General features: G+C 43.6%; 13 protein-coding genes. 7 read left to right on the top strand and 6 right to left on the bottom strand.

The annotated features are described in order from the left end of the window. Positions 1–16: 16 nt before the first annotated feature. A complete protein-coding gene (locus ACQZ43_RS12075) occupies positions 17–919 on the bottom strand; it encodes a LysR family transcriptional regulator (RefSeq protein WP_430612939.1) in 903 nt (300 codons plus the stop codon). 337 nt (positions 920–1,256) lie between these two features. Here ACQZ43_RS12075 and ACQZ43_RS12070 point away from each other — a divergent pair, with 337 nt between their 5' ends. The 3 genes from ACQZ43_RS12070 to ACQZ43_RS12060 all read left to right on the top strand — a co-directional run bounded on the left by ACQZ43_RS12070 (position 1,257) and on the right by ACQZ43_RS12060 (position 6,159). Further along, positions 1,257–1,871 (top strand): NAD(P)H-dependent oxidoreductase, encoded by a 615-nt coding sequence (locus tag ACQZ43_RS12070; protein ID WP_430612938.1) that lies wholly within the window; start codon positions 1,257–1,259, stop codon positions 1,869–1,871. 1,045 nt (positions 1,872–2,916) lie between these two features. Next, positions 2,917–4,362 carry an FAD-dependent oxidoreductase gene (locus tag ACQZ43_RS12065; protein ID WP_430612937.1) on the top strand — a complete coding sequence of 482 codons (1,446 nt, stop codon included), beginning with the start codon at positions 2,917–2,919 and terminating at the stop codon, positions 4,360–4,362. A gap of 246 nt (positions 4,363–4,608) precedes the next feature. After that, the gene (locus tag ACQZ43_RS12060) at positions 4,609–6,159 is read left to right on the top strand and encodes an SDR family oxidoreductase (protein ID WP_430615667.1); all 1,551 of its coding nucleotides are present in this window, start codon (positions 4,609–4,611) and stop codon (positions 6,157–6,159) included. A 209-nt stretch (positions 6,160–6,368) separates the two neighbouring features. Here ACQZ43_RS12060 and ACQZ43_RS12055 read toward each other — a convergent pair whose 3' ends face one another. Beyond that, the gene (locus ACQZ43_RS12055) at positions 6,369–6,866 is read right to left on the bottom strand and encodes a GNAT family N-acetyltransferase (protein WP_430612936.1); all 498 of its coding nucleotides are present in this window, start codon (positions 6,864–6,866) and stop codon (positions 6,369–6,371) included. A gap of 378 nt (positions 6,867–7,244) precedes the next feature. On the opposite strand from ACQZ43_RS12055, the gene ACQZ43_RS12050 reads away from it, so the two are divergent. From ACQZ43_RS12050 to ACQZ43_RS12035, 4 genes are all read left to right on the top strand, one after another. Next, positions 7,245–8,306 (top strand): GNAT family N-acetyltransferase, encoded by a 1,062-nt coding sequence (locus ACQZ43_RS12050; RefSeq protein ID WP_430612935.1) that lies wholly within the window; start codon positions 7,245–7,247, stop codon positions 8,304–8,306. A gap of 188 nt (positions 8,307–8,494) precedes the next feature. Further along, a complete protein-coding gene (locus tag ACQZ43_RS12045; protein ID WP_430612934.1) occupies positions 8,495–9,055 on the top strand; it encodes a Crp/Fnr family transcriptional regulator in 561 nt (186 codons plus the stop codon). A gap of 100 nt (positions 9,056–9,155) precedes the next feature. Next, a complete protein-coding gene (locus tag ACQZ43_RS12040; RefSeq protein WP_430612933.1) occupies positions 9,156–10,352 on the top strand; it encodes a calcium:proton antiporter in 1,197 nt (398 codons plus the stop codon). Between the two features lie 709 nt (positions 10,353–11,061). Next, positions 11,062–12,267, top strand: a complete 1,206-nt coding sequence (locus ACQZ43_RS12035) for a response regulator transcription factor (protein ID WP_430612932.1) — start codon at positions 11,062–11,064, stop codon at positions 12,265–12,267. Between the two features lie 65 nt (positions 12,268–12,332). Here ACQZ43_RS12035 and ACQZ43_RS12030 read toward each other — a convergent pair whose 3' ends face one another. The 4 genes from ACQZ43_RS12030 to ACQZ43_RS12015 form a co-directional block, all read right to left on the bottom strand. Then, the gene (locus tag ACQZ43_RS12030) at positions 12,333–12,461 is read right to left on the bottom strand and encodes a hypothetical protein (RefSeq protein WP_430612931.1); all 129 of its coding nucleotides are present in this window, start codon (positions 12,459–12,461) and stop codon (positions 12,333–12,335) included. A gap of 85 nt (positions 12,462–12,546) precedes the next feature. After that, positions 12,547–14,052, bottom strand: a complete 1,506-nt coding sequence (locus ACQZ43_RS12025) for a carboxypeptidase regulatory-like domain-containing protein (protein ID WP_430612930.1) — start codon at positions 14,050–14,052, stop codon at positions 12,547–12,549. A gap of 12 nt (positions 14,053–14,064) precedes the next feature. Further along, positions 14,065–15,438 (bottom strand): CsgG/HfaB family protein, encoded by a 1,374-nt coding sequence (locus tag ACQZ43_RS12020; RefSeq protein ID WP_430612929.1) that lies wholly within the window; start codon positions 15,436–15,438, stop codon positions 14,065–14,067. A gap of 4 nt (positions 15,439–15,442) precedes the next feature. Further along, a complete protein-coding gene (locus ACQZ43_RS12015; RefSeq protein WP_430612928.1) occupies positions 15,443–15,844 on the bottom strand; it encodes a curli assembly protein CsgF in 402 nt (133 codons plus the stop codon). Positions 15,845–15,848 lie beyond the last annotated feature (4 nt).

The raw sequence follows: 15,848 nt of genomic DNA, 5'->3' as shown, positions 1-15,848 counted from the left end.
AAATATACGACATCCCCTATTCTTTCCATTTATCCACCAAAAGCTCTTCCAAATGCGCGATTTCTCGGTGGTATATCGTCTTTTTTCGGGTGCCAAAATAAAGGGTGTTTTCCAAAGGATCTAGGCCTTCCCAAATCAATTTGATTTTGGAAGCCTCGATCGCTTCGCGACACAAAAAATCAGGGACTATAGAATACCCGACATTATTGCTTAAACAGCGTATGATGGAACTAATATTGGGAACGATATAATTCGGGCTAAAATCGGGATGCTCCCCAAAATGCGTCAGCCAAAAGTGTTTTAAGTGCTCCATATCAGCTGCGGTGCTGTACCACAACTGCTGCTTGAGCAAACCCGCGGCCTTGGCTATCTCCTTCGAAGCCAGCAATGCGTCCACTTCCCCGGTGTCGGTTTGACTGCCGGCTATCAACACAATGCGCTCTTTGGAAAATGCGCGGTATTCCAAATTTTGCTGATTTCCCAACTGAGGGGTAATGATCAAATCCAACAGACCGTGATCCAAATCGTGTTGCATTTGCGGGTATTCGCCAAATTTGATAATCAGGTTAAAGGGCAACTTTGCAATTTGTTCTTCTAAGGTGTACTGAAAGGTTTCGAAGCACATGCCCACACTTATGGTAGCTCGATCTTCTTTGGCTTTTTTGTGGAAGTGCTGTTCGGCATGTTCCATTTTCTTCAACGGGTCAAAAACCCAGTTATACAAAATCTTTCCCTTCTCTGTAGGGACCATTTTACGGGCAGAACGATCAAATAGTTTATATCCCGTATAGCTCTCTAAAGAATTTAAATGCAGGCTAACCCCTGGTTGCGAAATAAATAGCTTTTGTGCCGCCGCAGATAGGGTGCCCGTTTCATAAATCGCTTTAAAAGTGCGAAGCCATTCCAAATTCCAGCGCATAAATATAATTTTTATAATACAAATATACGATTTAAAGCATTTTAATGATTTATAAAAGCTGTTTTTTAAAGGTTTTCGATGCTATAAAACAATTGCAACCCGCTGTAATTCCAAAAGTTGATGAAATTAACACTCAAACTTTTATGCTAAAATGCAGCGAAAACACCCCGTCTCGTGCAGTAGTATTCCTAATTTACAGTACCGCTATAATCCTTCCAACAACGGACTTGACAGCACACTATGTATTAGTATTATGATACAATGCTATTATTTATACTATTTGACTAATAAACAACAATTATAGACCTTTGTGCTTTCAATAATTAAAACGAAACAAATGAAAAATATTTTTATTATCAACGGCGGTCAGATTTTTGGACATTCAGGAGGGTTATTTAATAAAAGTCTGACATCGTGGACAAAAGAAGCGCTTTTAACGCACGGTTTTAACGTAAAAGTGACCGATGTAAACGATGCGTTTGACGCCCTGGAAGAAGTGGAAAATTTTAAGTGGGCCGACATCATCATATACCACAGCCCAATTTGGTGGTTTCAGGTACCGAATCGCCTAAAGAAATACATCGATGAAGTATATACGGCCGGACACAATAACGGCATCTATGCCCACGATGGGCGAAGTCGTAAAAATCCGGATATCAATTATGGAACGGGCGGTTTGATGCACGGAAAAAAATACCTGGTCACCACTTCTTGGAACGCGCCGGAAACTGCATTTACTTTGGCGGGTGAATTCTTTGATCAACGCAGTGTAGACGACGGTATCTTATTTGGTTTTCACAAAATGAATCAATTTTCAGGACTAGAGCGAATTGAGGGATTTCACTTTCACGATTTAGAGAAAAACGCGACGGAAGCCCGAATACAAAACTACCGCAATCTGTACCTTCAGCACCTTGAACAACACCTAATGACTCCCAAAAAAACGCTGTAGTCGATCAAAGCAAAGCGCGATTATCCAAAGGGAATTCCCTTTGTAATTGCCCACAACAACATCTTAACCCGTTGTTTCTAGACCTAAGCAACGGGTATTCTCAAAGCGACATAGAGCCCTAGATCGCATAATATCCAGTAAAAAAACTCATATAAACCGGATGCTTTTCTAAAGAAGGGGATACAAAATCACAAAAACGGAGTAGCGGACATCCTTGGCATTAACGAAATGGCAAACTCCCACTGCAACGTCCATAATGCCATACCCATTATTTTAAATGGTAACCGAAAAACAGCCTGTATCTCTGGATGATTCGATTAAATACGACTATAAAGCACACCTTTTTTACCAAAGAAAACGCTTAAAAACATGCAGAACATATACCGTAATATGCGATTATTTTTTATCATTTTGGCTTGTCTATACCTACCGACAGCCGGCGCTCAGGAACTACAAACGATTCGATTAGCCGCAGCAAAACATGGCGGATAATCTACTGAGCTATATTCGCTTACCTCCGTATAAAAAGCTAATCGTATCGCAGACAACATACATATAATGAATAATGCTACCGGTGTTCAACGCCCCACAGCCGAGGGTTTTACATCGATGGGACGCATGTCAAAAAGGCCTTGGGAAACCAATTCTATTCTCCGGTTACCACAGCTGCCAACGATTCCGTATTTAACCCGCATCAGAAAAAATGGTTTGCAACGCCCTTTTAGGAGGTTTTAAGTCCCTAATAACCACTGTATAAAACGACATTTTATACTGTGTACGTTGGAGAATGTAAAGAAAAAACCGTCTAATAGCATTTTTTTACCGTTCTAACTTCGATGATTTAACAGATAAGTGTAATTTTGCCAAAATAATATGAGTATGTCGTGTTCCTTAAAACCTTTGCAAAGGCTCTGCATTTAAGAGGCTGCAAGCCGTTTTAAGTCGGCCGGGCTTACCCATATCAACAGGGCTTTTTCGAAAGCCGTGCACGCCCATTTTTCAACAAGGAGAAATCGGAACTGCACACCACCAGAAAACACAGCCAGTGGAAAACAACGAGCAAAAATGGATCAGCTGTCCGGACTGTCAGGGTCAGGGGAAAAAAAGCCGGGGTCTCAGCAAAAGAGCACAAGTACACTACCAAGCGGCTTGCGAAACATTTCGACAACTGCAGGGTGAAGGTCCGCAGCCGATTCGTCCCAAAGCGCCCCTGTATCGCTGTGCTACTTGTAGCGGTAGCGGCTTGGTCATCAGCCAGACGATGCCGGTAGCAGATGGCGAAAATCGCCCACACATCGCAATTATCGGCGGTGGTATCGGCGGTTTGGCCTTGGCGGTGGCTTGTTTACACCGCGGTATTCCCTTTAGTTTGTTTGAACGCGACCTGCACTTTCAGGCACGCGCTCAAGGCTACGGACTTACCTTACAACAAGCGAGTAAGGCGATCAAGGGATTGGGAATCCTATCGCTAGAGGAAGCGGTGGTGTCTACCCGTCATTTGGTTCACACCACCTCCGGAAAGGTCATCGGTGAATGGGGACTTCGAAAGTGGTTGCCCACAGCTGCAGCAATGCCGCCGAAGAGCAGCAACCTACACATCCCCCGACAAACTTTGCGCTTGGCGCTTTTGGAGCAGCTCGGAGGAGCCGCTGCTGTACACTGGAACCATCAATTGTCCGATTTAAAACACAACGACGAAGGCGGCGTGAATTTGAGCTTTCGCGTCGGTGGAGAAAACAAAAAGGTCCAAGCCGATTTGGTCGTCGGTGCCGATGGCATTCGCAGTACCGTGCGTCGGTTGTTGTTAGGCGATGATTGCTCCCCTTTGCAATACTTGGGTTGCATCGTCATCTTGGGCATTTGTCCGCTGGACGCACTGGGCAATCAAAAACACGAGCTGTTGGACTCCGCTACGGTTTTTCAAACCGCCAACGGTCACGAACGCATTTATATGATGCCTTATACCGCCGACACGGTGATGTGGCAATTGAGCTTTCCCCTATCGGAAAACGCCGCCCAAATGCTGAGTGCACAAGGACCACAAGCACTAAAGGCGGAAGCTAGTCGCAGGACCCAGTGGCACTCACCCATACCGCAGATCGTCGCAGCAACCGCAGTCGATAAGATATCCGGTTATCCCGTATACGATCGGGAACTGCTCGATGTGACGTTAATGGCAGACCTGGGACCGGTTACCTTAATCGGCGATGCAGCACATCCCATGAGCCCTTTTAAGGGGCAGGGTGCCAATCAGGCGCTTTTGGACGCTTTGACATTGGCGCGCCAAATTTACAGAGGTACGACGGCTGCATCGAATTGGAGAATCGAAGGAATAAGACCGCAGGTTTTGGATGATTTTGAAACGGAGATGATGCGACGAAGCGCTTCCAAAGTCCGAGGATCTGCCGAAGCGGCTCAAATACTACACTCCGAACTGGCCTTGTACGAGGGCAATCAAACCAGGGGTCACCAGAAACTGTCGCCCTCGTAATGAATGCGCTTCCCGCGCTTTAATCGGTGTTCGGTAATTCCGACCAAAACAAAGGCATACACCAAAAGTAGATCGAGGAATACGCCTCAAATCGACTGCTTCAATGCGGTAAATCAGTGCGGCTTGCACCGCCAAAAGCGCGGAAAGACCCCACAGCCAACCCTTAAAAAACCAATTGCAACAGCCATATTTAAAACTTATCTTTGCAATCTTGGCCGAACTGCCAAGGTTGAACCGTTTTTTATGATGACGAAGGATGAAACCACAGCGACAAAAGCGATCAGTGCAGCGGAAATTGACCACTGTATTGCCTTATTGACGCAACTCAACACGGATACCGATCAGATTTTTGATATTCCCAAGGAGCAACGCACCGCGTTGATCAAGGCCGCAGGGCAGTTTTCAAGACCCGATCGCGACGAGCTGGCGCGCCGAAAAAAGGACGGCCGACTCGTAGCCAAGCGCAAAAAAGAAAACAAAGATAAAACCGCTAGAAAGATTACGGGTATTCGCCATGCTCGGGAGGCTGCGGTATTTGTAGCCCCCAAGTTACTGGCCTATACCGATTTGGCTCAAAAAGAAGCCCTAGAGCTCGAAACGCCAAGAAACTGCTACGTCTGCAAAACGCGCTTCACCACCCTCCACCACTTCTACGATACGATGTGTACCGAATGTGGTGATTTCAATTATGCCAAGCGCTTTCAGACCGCCGATGTCAAAGGACAACTCGCTGTAATTACGGGTTCACGCTTAAAAATCGGCTACCACATTACCTTGATGTTGCTGCGCGGTGGTGCTACTGTAATCGCGACAACGCGTTTTCCGGTAGATTCGGCCATTCGCTTTGCACGTGAAGACGATTTTATGGTGTGGGGACACCGTTTAAAAATACACGGATTGGATTTGCGACATATTCCAAGTGTGGAAATCTTTTGCAACTACATCGAACAGAAATACGGCCGCTTGGATATATTGATCAACAATGCGGCCCAAACCGTGCGCAGGCCTTCGGGATTCTATGCGCATCTGATGGAAAACGAAGGTCGAGCCATCGATTCCCTACCCTCCCCAGTACAGGGTTTACTCAGCGATCATACCGATTGTTTGCAGGAACTCAAATTGCTAACTTCGGCTGTCTCCTCCAATCAAAACATGCCGGTAACTTGGCACGGTCCCGAACCGGGAATTGGTTTGCGCGCTTCGGCTCAACTGTCGCAAATTCCCTATTCCTTTGACAAGGCTTTGGTTGCGACCGAAGTATTTCCCGAAGGCGAATTGGATGCCGATCTGCAACAGGTCGATTTGCGCAAGACCAACAGCTGGCGTTTAAAACTGGGACAGATCGAAACCACCGAGATGATCGAAGTGCAATTGGTCAATTCCGTTGCTCCTTTTGTGCTTTGCAACCGCCTTGCGGAGGTGATGAAAAAGGACCATACCGGACAAAAACACATCATCAATGTTTCGGCTATGGAAGGGAAGTTCTATCACGGTTACAAAGACGACCGCCATCCACATACCAATATGGCCAAGGCCGCATTAAACATGCTCACACATACTGCGGCGGGATCTCTCGCCAAAGAAGGAATATATATGAATGCCGTTGATACGGGCTGGGTAACCGATGAGGATCCCGCCGAAATGGCGAAGCGAAAGCAAGAAGAAGAAGATTTTCAACCGCCGCTGGATATCGTCGACGGTGCTGCACGCGTGATGGACCCGCTGTTCGATGGAATCAATACCGGGAAACACTGGTGCGGAAAATTCTTAAAGGATTATGTACCGATCGCTTGGTAGTAGCGCAAACTGCACGCATTGCAAAAAGCCCAACGTCGCGTTGGGCTTTTTTTATACCCCATTTTTTTCCTAAACTATTTGCATTTACGCTCCGAAATATTTATTTTTATATAGATGAACCGTGCTCAGTAACGCTGCTAGACAGGACGCGTTTAAACGACGACGCCCAAGAGCAGCTTATCGCTGTGGTTTACACTTTGGTTGTACGCCTAAAGTATCCGTCTTAATTCGACTATTTCTCCGGGTAATCCGTCAAAATCCTTAAATGCTACCGATACAAAATCACTGTTGATCAACAGTTTGCGAGAAGGGATGTTTTTGGGATCTATAATGGCAAATAGTCGCGTTAGTGTAGGCAGTTGCTCTGCGCGTGCCAACAATAGTTTAACGGCCGAAGTCGCAATACCCCTGCCCCAAAATTCGGGTAAAATCATATAGCCCAATTCTGCTTCATCCGCCTTAGGCAATGCAAGTTCTAATTTCGCCAAGCCCAGAAAATCCTGAGACGCTTTGTCTATAATTTTAAAATTGCCAAATTCTTTATGCCCTTCGTTGTTTTGAAGTAATAAGGTAAAATCGCGCGCTGCTTCCTCAAGCGGAATGGCGCGTTCGCTAATCATGGCCATCACGCGTATATCGTTTACCAACTTGAAGTAATACTCGAAGTCGTCTGGTGTAAATTGTTTTAATTCAACATCTAAACTCATAAACGCTTATTTTAATTCCATAAAAACAAAAGGAATACCGCGCAAATACACGGTATTTAGGCCTTTTATTTTTACGCCTATAAGAGTGCAAATATAATAATTTCAGTTTGCCAATTTTGTTTAAATACCGGGGGAAACTCCCCCTGGAATCAAAACCTCGGCCATCCGTATGGTTATTACAGTAGTTGGTGCATTTTGGTATTTTGATTATTACTACTGCAATCATTCCCAAAATTCCTTAACTTTCCACTTTGAAAAACAGGGAGGTATTTTTAGCTTTAGCAGACGGCCACGCTCGGTGATCCAACAGTAAACTAGCCGTATGATGCGAAACAAAAGCCGTCCCACCTACAGCTAAAACCTATAGACAAAATCACTATGGAACACATCACTATCCGCAGGGCGACAACGCAGGATTTAGAGTCACTACAAAGAATAGGGCGTCAAACCTTTTCCGAAACCTTTTCCACGGGAAATACCGACGAAAACTTGGCGGCTTACTTAGCGCAAAGTTTTTCAACAGAAAAATTGACTGAGGAACTGCACAAGGTCGATTCCGAGTTTTATTTTGCCCTGGAACAAGAGCGCGTTATTGGATATTTAAAACTGAATACCCAAGGGGCTCAAACCGAAAAACTGGGCGAAGAATCCCTTGAAATAGAACGCATTTATGTGCTAAAAGCATTTCACGGTCAAAAAGTGGGGCAACTCTTGTTTGAAAAAGCGCATCAGGTGGCAACAGACAAAAAGCTTACTTACATTTGGTTGGGAGTATGGGAAGGCAATGCTAGGGCGATACAATTTTACACAAAGAATGGATTTGTAGAATTTGGTCAGCACGCATTCCAAGTGGGCAGTGATGAGCAGCTGGATATACTGATGAAAAAACAACTCGTTTATATGGATATACAGGTGGTTTTAGAAACGGAAACCGCGTGGCTCTCTCCCTTGGCAATCGACGATTTCGACGCTTTATACGCGGTTGCTTCGGATGCCAAAATATGGGAACAGCACCCGAATAAAGACCGTTGGAAAAGGGCTGTTTTCGCCAACTTCTTTGAGGGAGCGATACAAAGTCGGGGGGCATATAAAATAACGCATAAAACCACGGGAAATACAGTGGGATCCACGCGATTTTACGACTACAACGCCGTGGATAACAGCATCTTAATCGGCTATACCTTTTACGCGGTATCCCAATGGGGAAAAGGCCTCAATACCACCGTTAAAAAGGCGATGTTGGATTATGCTTTTCAATTCGTTTCCAAAGTTTATTTTCACATAGGTTCCACCAATATCCGTTCTCAAATCGCCATTAGTCGTTTGGGAGCCGAAAAGTTAAGAGAAGAGGAAATAACGTATTTTGGAGAAGCGCCCAAAATGAACTTTATCTATCAAATTAGCAAAGAAACTTGGCAAGACCAACGAGAAACTTTTTAAACTCAAAGGGCGATTCGTTGTCTGTAGGAAAAATTGGTTTGACCGAGGTAAAAGAGGTCAAAATGACCTGTGTACCTCGTTCTACTTGTTTTTTTAAAACAGTACAGGCTTTATTACTAACTTTGAGAGCCTTATAATCGGAAAGAATTTGCGATGATACCGACCGCAATGTCCAAAAAATAAATTCCATGGAAATCGATCAAATTTTAGATCAAATCTACACACTACCTCAGGATTCCAAGACGGTTCTAAAAGAATATGTCGTCGAGTTGGACTTTCCCAAAAATCACATCTTGCTAAAAGCGGATAAGATCGAACAGCATTTGTATCTGATTAAACAAGGTATGGTTCGGGCCTTTGCCCCACAAGAGGATCGCGATATTACGTTTTGGTTTGGTCAAGAGGGAGAAACCATACTTTCGATGCGGAGTTATGTCGAAAACAAAAAGAGCTATGAGAATATCGAGCTGCTCGAAGACTGTACCTTATTCCAATTAAATACCAGTGACTTAAACCATCTATACAATCGCGACATACACATCGCTAATTGGGGGCGGAAACTAGCCGAAAAAGAACTGCTCAAAATTGAAAGTCGTATGATTTCCAACGATTTATTGTCTGCCAAAGAACGGTATGATCAATTGATGACCGACTCCCCTTCTCTAATTCAAAGAGTGCCGTTAATGCACATCGCCTCCTACTTGGGCATTACTCCTGTGAGTTTGAGTCGCATTCGCAAAGAGAAATAATCTACTTTTAATCCCTATTATTTATCATAGGATAATTTTAACTCCCGCTAATCCCCGTAGTTTTGCTTAGTTTTAAAAATCATTTCAAACTTTCTGAATTATGTCTCACAAATCGCTTACTACCTTAACGCTGGCCGAAATTATACCTGCAAAAAGCCGGATCAGACTGCTGTTTTCCTGGGCTGTTGTCCTTGGATTTATGTTTTTTGGCGATTTGCTTTTGGGGTCGCCAATCGCTCCTATCACCGCTGCTGCTACTTTTGCCCTCTTGTTGATTACGATAGTCACAGCGGCTTTTGGCGTGGTCAAGGAAGCCGACGAACTCGCTCATAAACTCGGCGAACCCTATGGCACCTTAATTTTGACTTTATCGATCGTCTCCATAGAGGTAATTTTGATTTCTGCTGTAATGCTGGGCCCGGGAGAATTCCCTACTATAGGCAAGGATTCGATATTTTCAGTGATGATGATCATCATGAATTTGGTTATGGGACTCTGTATACTCCTAGGAGGGCTAAAATACGGGGAACAGGAATACAACGCCCAGGGCACCACGACCTATTTGGGAATGATTATCCTATTGGGCGGTACTTCGATGATGTTGCCCAACTTTATAGAAGGTGCTGGAAATGGCGTGTTTAGTCAGACCCAAGCCGTTGTACTCGCCTCATCTATAGTGGTCTTATACGGATTTTTTCTGTTTTTGCAGATGAAAGGTTACCAACACTTGTATATACAACCCCGCGCCGGCGCGATGGAAATCCCCTATTCCGAGCGACTGTCTCAGCCGTCGATCCATACGGATAATGCAGAGGAAACAGCTTCAACCTCCAATAACGATCAAAGGGAATTATGGATTCGCGCCTTGGTTTTATTGGCGATGATCCTTCCCATCGTATTGCTCTCGCACTATATGGCTACGGTAGTAGACTACGGCATTAAAGCCTTGGAATTGCCACCGCTATTAGGTGGTGTCTTAATTGCGATCATCGTCTTTACTCCCGAATCGATGACCGCAGTAAAAGCAGCCTTGAACAACGAATTTCAACGCGCCATCAATCTGTGTCACGGTGCCTTTGTTTCGACAGTAGGTTTAACGGTTCCCTCGGTATTGGTCGTGGGTATGATTATGGAAAAAACCGTGTTGTTCGGTTTGACTCCTACCGAAACCATCTTGTTTACCATCACCTTGGTATTGAGTATGATTACCTTCAATGCCAAGCGTACCACACCGATTATGGGCATCATGCACTTGATGCTTTTTGTGATTTTCATTATGTTGATTTTCAATCCTTAACAATTATTATATTCAACAAACACTTTATTTAAAAAAAGCAGTATTTTAGGTTTAAAATACTGCTTTTTTATTGGATTTAAGTCACCCTAAAACGGCCTGCACATTCTTTCTCTACGGTTGTAATCGGCATTGATTTTGGACTGCATTTCCAAGGCTTCCCCCAAGTTTTGGGCAACGATACCGTCGCAAAACGAAATTTCGATAAGCTGTGAAACATCGGCAGTTTTAATCGCTTTCAGCGTAATCGATTATCCCACTAAGTGAGGAAAATGGGTGTAAGGCGGTAATTTCATCTACTCGTTTGAAGCACGGGACTCCTCTATTAAGATCATGCCTAGCTATGGCCAAGACTTTATGCAAAAAAAGGCTGAAAAATCAACTTGTACAACAACCCTGAGTACGGTCGTATTTACATCCAATATACCTTGTAAATGGTATTGCGTATCGCGACAGTAAATACTAAATTTAGGTTATAAAATAAAACAACCCATACGCATCACCTCGATACCGCCAAATCAAACTAGATCAATAGAAAAAACAAATAATTTAACAAAATTCCTCGAGAAAGCTCTTTTTCTTTTTGCTAAATCCGTTTAAAATATAAACGAATTAAGTTCTTTTTTGTTAAAAAAGGCTGTATTTTTGTAAGCAAACCCCCTGAAAATACGCTACTTTACTCATGTTCTATCCGTTTACAATAAAACATTATATGCATAAAGCAATTTTTACCGTATTTTTTATATTCATGGTACATACTGCCCTAGGTCAGTCGGATAAATACACCCAATTAAATCAAGAAATAAATCGATTTAACGACCACCACCAATACGACCAATCGATTACTCGTTTGGAGGAGATTATTACCGACCCCAAATCAACAGCTTACGATTTATACCAAGCCTACTATCACAAATTTCTTACTTATAAGCGCTTATTTAATTATACCGAGGCTTTGAACAACTTGGCTTTAGCCTTACAAGCGGGCGAACAAAGTGATAAAAGAGAGGAGGTTCAAGCGCAGATTAAGATTGAAAAGCTCTTTATAAAATTTGATTTGATGGAATTTGAAGAGGTAAATGCCCTTTTGCCCCTGATTACCACAGCGGATTTAAATTCGATAAACCACGTGTCTCGCGCGTTCTACCTGGCGATTAAAGGCATCATGGCTATTAAGGAAAAAAAGTACATCGAGGGCAACCACTATCTGGACGATGCGCGGGTTATTTTGGAAGAGCACGACCCCAAACACCTACCTTTAATTTACCGAAAAAAAATCGTGCTCTATAAGAATTTAGTACAATACGACAAGGCGATAGAAAGTTTTGAAAAAGGTCTTTTTTACGCCAAAAAGTATAAAATGGATATTTACATACTGGCCATGTACGGAGATATGTCTGCTTTTTACGGCGATATAGGCGATTTAAAAATGGCGTTGGAAACCCAACACAAATACACCGCTATGGCTACGCATTACGACACGACCAACAGAAGCGGAAAACTGCATTTGCTCGAAAAAGAGCTCTTAAAGAACAGACAACAAAAGGAGTCGGCCCAACAACGGAAAATCCAACTGTTTTTAGCGAGTTTTGTCTTTTTATTGATGTTTATGTTAGTGGTTTTTATAAGAATCTATAGGAAAAACAAAAATCAGCAACGCGCTATTCTAGAAGAAAACAACAGCATGCGACGGGATTTGTTACAAGCGGCAACAGACTACAATGATGCGGGCGAGGAAAAGCTAAAATTGGATCATTTTATACTGACAGAACGCCAATTGGAAATCGTTCATTTGGTTAAACAAGGCAAGACCAATAAGGAAATTGGAAACCTGCTATACATTTCTGAAAACACGGTTAAATACCATTTGAAAATAATATATGAGGTGCTCCAAATCAGCAATCGCAACGAACTATAATAAATCGTAGTCAGCCATAGAGCTGACGTTAGATAATTCGCACTTCAGCCACCCCAAAAGGCGCTTCACTCTGGTTTTATTAGCCAGTCCGCATGGCGACCAAAGTCGTCAACAGCGCTATAAGTAAATCGACCGTAGTAGCGGTCTTTCTCGATGAAATCTCTTGGTGCTACGGCATAAAAAAAGGACTGCATACCACGAGGGTATCAGTCCTTTTTTTTAAGGGTTGGTCCCGTCCTTAAACAGGGTTTTGGCAAAAAGCGGTCTACTAAAGCGCTCCTAATTCCAATCTGGCATAGAGGCATTCTTGGCCACTATACTCCTCTTGTTGTTGGTGTTGCTCGGAATCAACTCCCTTTGGTATACGCTTTTCTGTGATATACCGTCACTGGAGGTATTGGTAAAAATCACCTGAGCTTCATTTGGTGAAAATCGCGGCTCCAAATCATTGGTTCCTACCGGGGTATCCACCGATATATTCAGACTCGTCTGGGTGGAAACTTCGTATAAAAACAGCCTGGAGCTCTTGCTGACATAACCTGCATTTTGAGCACCTGAAGTATCATAGGCATATAGGATTTGCTGGGCGTCTTTGGAAATTTGCAATCCGCTCACAGCTCCCTTTACATCGGACAAAACGGTATAACGTACATTTCCCCTAAAGTCTATGCAGTATATTTTGCTTTTGTACCCGTTGACATCGTTGGTTTTTAATGCGATAATCCCGTGTACTTCATTGACGTCTACTTCGGAGATTAAACTGCCGTCCGCCGTTTCGTAAATCATTTCCAAACCCTGACCGTTGGAATTGATCCGATACAGCTTGTTGAAGCTGGGAAAGTATATTTTATCGCTGTTGGCGGGCCAGCTAAAGCCAATTTCGTTGAGATTAAAACCGTTGGGCTTCACGGACGAAGTGACCTTTTGCTTTTGGGTACCGTCGCGATTCATGATATAAATATCTGAAAGTGCCCCATTCATCTGTAGGTAAGCGATTTTATTGGCAGCCAAATTCATCTTTGGCCTATAGCTATTGGTCGTTGTCGCGGTTAATGTAAATTCATTATCCGAATCGTCGACAGAGTAAATAACCCAATTCTCATTGGTAGCCCGGGTATACAAAATGCGGTTTTCCAGCGGGGCTTTATATACCTTAAAGGCTCCCATGGCGCTTTTGACAATCGGATTAAATCCGTCGTAAGCCGTAACCTGCCAAAAGTACTTGACACCGAGTTGCAAGCCCTTGTGTGAAAAAGTCGAATCGACAAGGTTTTCAAACACTTCAACGCGATTGTTTAAGTCGTTGTGGAGCTCCAAAGTGAATTTCAAGGGATCCTTATCCGGATTCTTTGTCGTCCACTTAAAGATTACCTCGGTGGATTTGAGCACTTCATTGTCGGCAGGCGTTAACAATACAGGGTTGCCCGGCGGCTTGTTGTTGACGTTGGAAACCGCCAATTCGAATACGACGTTGCTCTGTTGGTTTTGCCTTACATTGGCGGGCTTAAAAGCCGCTATATAGCCTTCTACTTGCGCTTTTACCGAATATTCGCCACTGGGTACCTTGTCGATGACAAAGGCCCCGTTTTCGTCTGTAAAAACCGTATTGGAAACCGGAGAGGTTTCTATTTTAACATGGCTCATGGGCTTGTTTGTTCCACTGTTGACTACTTTTCCTATAATAGTGCCCGTGCCCAATTCGTCCACGGGATCTTCACTACAAGAAAACAGTACTAAACACAGCGTTAACAAGCTGATTTTGTTTATTATTTTTTTAAAGTTCATCGTATTATATTGTTAAAAATAATATTTTAATCCAAATCCAAGATTATAGTAATAATCCTTTCTCTTTCCACTTTTTATTCCGTCTAAGGTGTCGTCAAACGAGAGGTGATGTTCTCCATATACAAACAGCGCCATCGAATCGGACAGGTTGTAATTCAAACTCATACCGTATTGCATCTTAAACGAGCTTTCATCGCGGACCTCTTTATCGTGAAACATAAAATAGTCTCCTACATAGCCAAAACCGCCATACAACTGTGGACTAAGCACATCATCGGGTAAGAGGTTGTATTTGACGTTAAGATCAATCGCATACAATTGATTTCTATAGGATGACCCGCTGACGAATTGCATTGGATTGGCATTAAGGTTCAATCCCAACGATTTGTTCAACCAGCGCGTATAACCCAATCTAAAGGAGTAACCCGGTTTTTTCTTGCCCAGATCCCCATCTAAAACAGCCACACCTCCTGCGAAATCAACTTCATTTAGCGCATTTCGATTCAATTGTTTGCGGCCGTACAGCAAGGTCATTTCCTCTGCGCTTTTCTCTTCGTTGTACTTCGCTACCAATTGTCGATCCATACCAACACCGGCATTGGTTTTCCACAGCTCATCTTCAATTCCCTCTATAATCAAACCTTCTACGGCTTTTTCAATGGCTTCTTTTACCGCCAATTGTATGGGTTCGTTTACGGTAAAGCCCGTTTCCACTTCTAGCAGTCTTTGAAAGTTGACGTATTTAAAGAGGTTCGCCGAAATGGCTTGCGACAGTATTGTCTTAGAAACATAGACTGTTTTTAATACCTTTCCGTTTGTGGTAGACACCGCACGCAGATACACCGTCAAGCGGTCTTCTCTATACTGAGTGGCGCCCCCGACTCCAAAATACCTGGCGCCGCTACCTCCTGTTCGGATATTGGAATCATACGAAATTACACCGCCCTCGAGCAAAACGCCTGCAAAGAGCAAGGGAGGCAAAGGTGTTTGCGTCTCATTGCCCGCTTTGCGAAATTGATCTCGAGTCGTATTGATGATGTTGCGCTCGTTGAGTAGGTTTCCCAGATTCTCACGCTCCACCACTGTAAACCAGCCGGAGTCTTCTAAGGCTTTGGTCAAAATAGCCGTTCCTCCCTGAGAGATCGCCGTGCTAAAAGAACTACCGGTTTCGATATTCTTGTATTGTCCGGTTTGATCTCTAAAGTTATAAACCCCCGCAACCACCGGTTCTGTCGGTTTGGGCATGTCCTTTAAAAACTTGCTTTTTAATGTCAGCTCCCCTACTTTGGCGTGTGCTCTACCCACGGGTTGATTTAGATATGCACCACAGTTTGCCAGTAATAAGCCCGCAAATAGCAGGCTACTTCTATAATAAATTAGTTTCATAGCGCTAATAACTTGGCACGATAATTTGAGTCTGTTCACCGGATTCGGTATTGAGCATATTGATGACCATACCTTCGCCCGATTCATAAATCTCTATGGATAAATTGCCCAATACAAAACTCCCTTCCTTGAGCTCCCCGCCGATTTGATTGTCGAAAAGCTGTCGCGACAACTGACTTAACAGTTGGCTTTTCAGCCTTTCTGAAAACTGATCCATCGTAGAAACCACTGGTTTAGCCGCTGCGGGATCCTTAAAGGAGTTCTGTGCATTGGCCGAGCTCAGCATAAACTGATAATTAAAGGTATCTCCTCCAAAAAAGGGATTCATCGGCTTATAGGTCAACTGCTGCGCTGCGGCAGTTAAGGTGAAAAAAGAAAGTACTACTATTCCAAAGGTTCTTTTCATGATA

Origin of the sequence: Flavobacterium sp. JP2137, from assembly GCF_050562195.1 — a bacterium.
GTDB lineage: Bacteria > Bacteroidota > Bacteroidia > Flavobacteriales > Flavobacteriaceae > Flavobacterium.
This window is presented reverse-complemented; position numbering and strand designations above follow the sequence as displayed.